The sequence below is a fragment of the Clavibacter lycopersici genome, from assembly GCF_003576405.1.
GTDB lineage: Bacteria > Actinomycetota > Actinomycetes > Actinomycetales > Microbacteriaceae > Clavibacter > Clavibacter lycopersici.
The window spans coordinates 1-2,478 of record NZ_QWGT01000319.1 but is presented as its reverse complement, the minus strand read 5'-3'; the positions used below and the strand labels follow the sequence as shown (position 1 = coordinate 2,478).

Below are 2,478 nucleotides of genomic sequence, written 5' to 3'. Positions count from 1 at the left end.
GGTCCCGCGCAGGTCGCGCTGGGCCTCGCCGCGGGGACCCTGCTCGGCGGCGTCGCGGCCACCGCCCTGCTCGTGGGAGGCGGCGCCCGCGCCTCGTCGGCTGTCCCGTTCGGCCCGTGGCTCGTGCTGGGCGCGCTCGTCGTGGCGTCGACCCCCGGTACGCTCGCGTGAGCGTGCGGACGACCCCGGCCGATGGTTGCCTGTACGCGAGGTCCCTCGTGCCCGGACAGGCGTACGGTGGAGGAAGTGTCCAAGACCCCGGCATCGACGTACTGACGAGCCAGAGGAGAAGAGACATGGCACAGAGATCGCTCACACTGCTGCAGGACGAGACCGGCGTGCTGCTGGCCGCCGCATCCCGGGCGGTGGTGTCGCTCTACCGGCCGCTGCTGCAGCCGCTCAACCTGACGCACCCGCAGTACCTGGTGCTGCTGGCCCTCGACGAGGAGGAGCCGCAGGCGGTCGTCGATCTGGCCGAGAAGCTGCACATCACCCCGGGCACGCTCTCGCCGCTGCTCAAGCGCCTCGAGGTGTTCGGCTACGTCACGCGCTTCCGCGACACCACGGACGAGCGCCGTCTCTCGGTGGGCCTCACGGACGGCGGGCGCGAGATGCTCCCCGTCATCTGGCGCGTCGGCGACCAGGTGCGTCGCGACATCGCCGGCGAGGACTCCGTCGACTCCCCGCTCCGCGACCTCCTGCAGGACGTGCTCGACCGCGCCACCGCGCAGGAGCAGGCCGCCGGGCAGGACGAAGAGACGCCCGATCACGACTGACCCGCATCGAGCGTCCGGCTCTCGCGGCTACTGCACGCCCGAGGTCAGGCGAGCGAGGTTGTCGAGCACCGTGCTGGTGCGGGTGCGGCGGCTCCACTCCTCGAGCGTCAGCTCGCGGCTGCGCTGCCGGTAGCCGTCCTCGATCCGGCGCATCTCCGTCACGAAGCCGGGGCCGCGCACCATCAGCGAGACCTCCATGTTGAGGCTGAACGACCGCATGTCCATGTTGCTCGACCCGATCACGGCCACGTCGTCGTCGATCGTGAAGTGCTTGCTGTGCAGGATGTACGGCGCCCGGTACATCCAGATCCGCACGCCCGCCTTCAGCAGCTCCTCGTAGTAGGAGCGCTGCGCGTGGTAGACGACGGGCTGGTCGCCGATCTCGCTCACGAACAGCTCGACGGACAGCCCGCGCTGCACGGCCGTGGTGATCGCGTACCGCATGGAGTCGTCCGGCACGAAGTACGGCGACGTGATGACGATGCGCTCCTGCGCGTAGTAGAGCAGCGCGTTGAACAGCCGGAGGTTGTTCTCGCCGGGGAACCCGGGGCCGGACGGCACGACCTGGCAGTCGAGCTCGTCGTCGTCGGTCGCCGCGATCTCGATGGGCTCGGTCTCGCGCACGAGCAGCTGGTCGGTCTCGGCGTACCAGTCGGTGATGAAGATCGCGTTGAGGCCGCTCACGATGGGGCCCTCGAGCCGCGTCATGAGGTCCTGCCACTTGAGGCCGCGCTTGCGGTTGACGACCTTGTTGTAGCTGCGGTGCACCATGTTCTGGGATCCCATGAACCCCACGCGCCCGTCGACCACGAGCACCTTCCGGTGGTTGCGGAGGTCGGGCCGCTGGTAGCGCCCGCGCAGCGGCTGGACGGGGAGCATCAGGTGCCAGTCGGCGCCGATGGCCGTGAGCTTCCGCGTGGTGCGCTTGTAGCCGGGCGCGCGCAGCGACGCGATGTGGTCGAGCAGCACGCGCACGGTCACGCCGCGCTCGACGGCCCGCTCCATGGCGTCGAAGAAGGGGGCGCTCGTCACGTCCCACGCGAGGATGTAGAACTCGACGTGCACGTAGCGCGTCGCCTTCTCCACCTCGGCGGTCATGGCGGCGATGGACTCGTCGTAGTGGCTGTAGAGCTTCGCCCGGTTGCCGCCCACGAGCGGCATGGAGCCCAGCGTGCGGTTGAGCTCGACGACCGAGTCGAGCCAGCTCGGCCACGAGTGCTCGCGCGTGACGCGCTCGATGCCCTCGGTCGACTCGATGATGAAGCGGTTGATCTCCTCCTGCTTCTCGCGCCGCCGCTTCGGCAGCCGGGTCGAGCCGATGAGCAGGAACAGGAGGATGCCGATGTACGGCAGGAAGAAGATCGCCATGAGCCACGCCATGGCGGTCGACGGCCGGCGGTTCCGGGGGATGACCAGCAGGGCGACGATCCGGACGATGAGGTCGATGACGACCGCGAGACCCGCGAGGACGAGGGTGGTCATCGAGGGGTCCATCAGGCGGAGTCTATCCGGCGGGACCCCGGGATCGACGGGCCGGGATGCCCGCCGGACAGGCACCAGGGCGCCAGGGCGGCGCCTGCGGGATCAGCGGAAGTTGACGAACTGCAGGTCGAGGTCGACGTCCGCGCCCTTGAGCAGCGCGATGGTCTGCTGCAGGTCGTCGCGGCTCTTGCTCGAGACGCGGAGCTCGTCGCCCTCGACG

General features: G+C 69.7%; 3 protein-coding genes. 1 reads left to right on the top strand and 2 read right to left on the bottom strand.

Annotated elements, in window-relative coordinates; all coding sequences use genetic code 11:
- The first annotated feature begins 296 nt into the window (after positions 1–296).
- The gene (locus tag DZG00_RS14530; RefSeq protein ID WP_119382537.1) at positions 297–776 is read left to right on the top strand and encodes a MarR family winged helix-turn-helix transcriptional regulator; all 480 of its coding nucleotides are present in this window, start codon (positions 297–299) and stop codon (positions 774–776) included.
- Positions 777–803: 27 nt separating this feature from the next.
- On the opposite strand, the gene cls is transcribed toward DZG00_RS14530, so the two are convergent.
- Entirely contained in the window at positions 804–2,270 is a 1,467-nt protein-coding gene (cls, locus tag DZG00_RS14525; RefSeq protein ID WP_119382536.1) for a cardiolipin synthase, read from the bottom strand.
- Positions 2,271–2,360: 90 nt separating this feature from the next.
- On the bottom strand, positions 2,361–2,478 hold a 118-nt coding region (locus DZG00_RS14520), incomplete at its 5' end, for a nucleotide-binding YajQ family protein (protein ID WP_119455773.1).

Coding starts and splice junctions, on each gene's coding strand:
- DZG00_RS14530 (WP_119382537.1), top strand. CDS start 297: ATGGCACAGAGATCGCTCACACTGCTGCAGGACGAGACCGGCGTGCTG.
- cls (WP_119382536.1), bottom strand. CDS start 2,270: ATGGACCCCTCGATGACCACCCTCGTCCTCGCGGGTCTCGCGGTCGTC.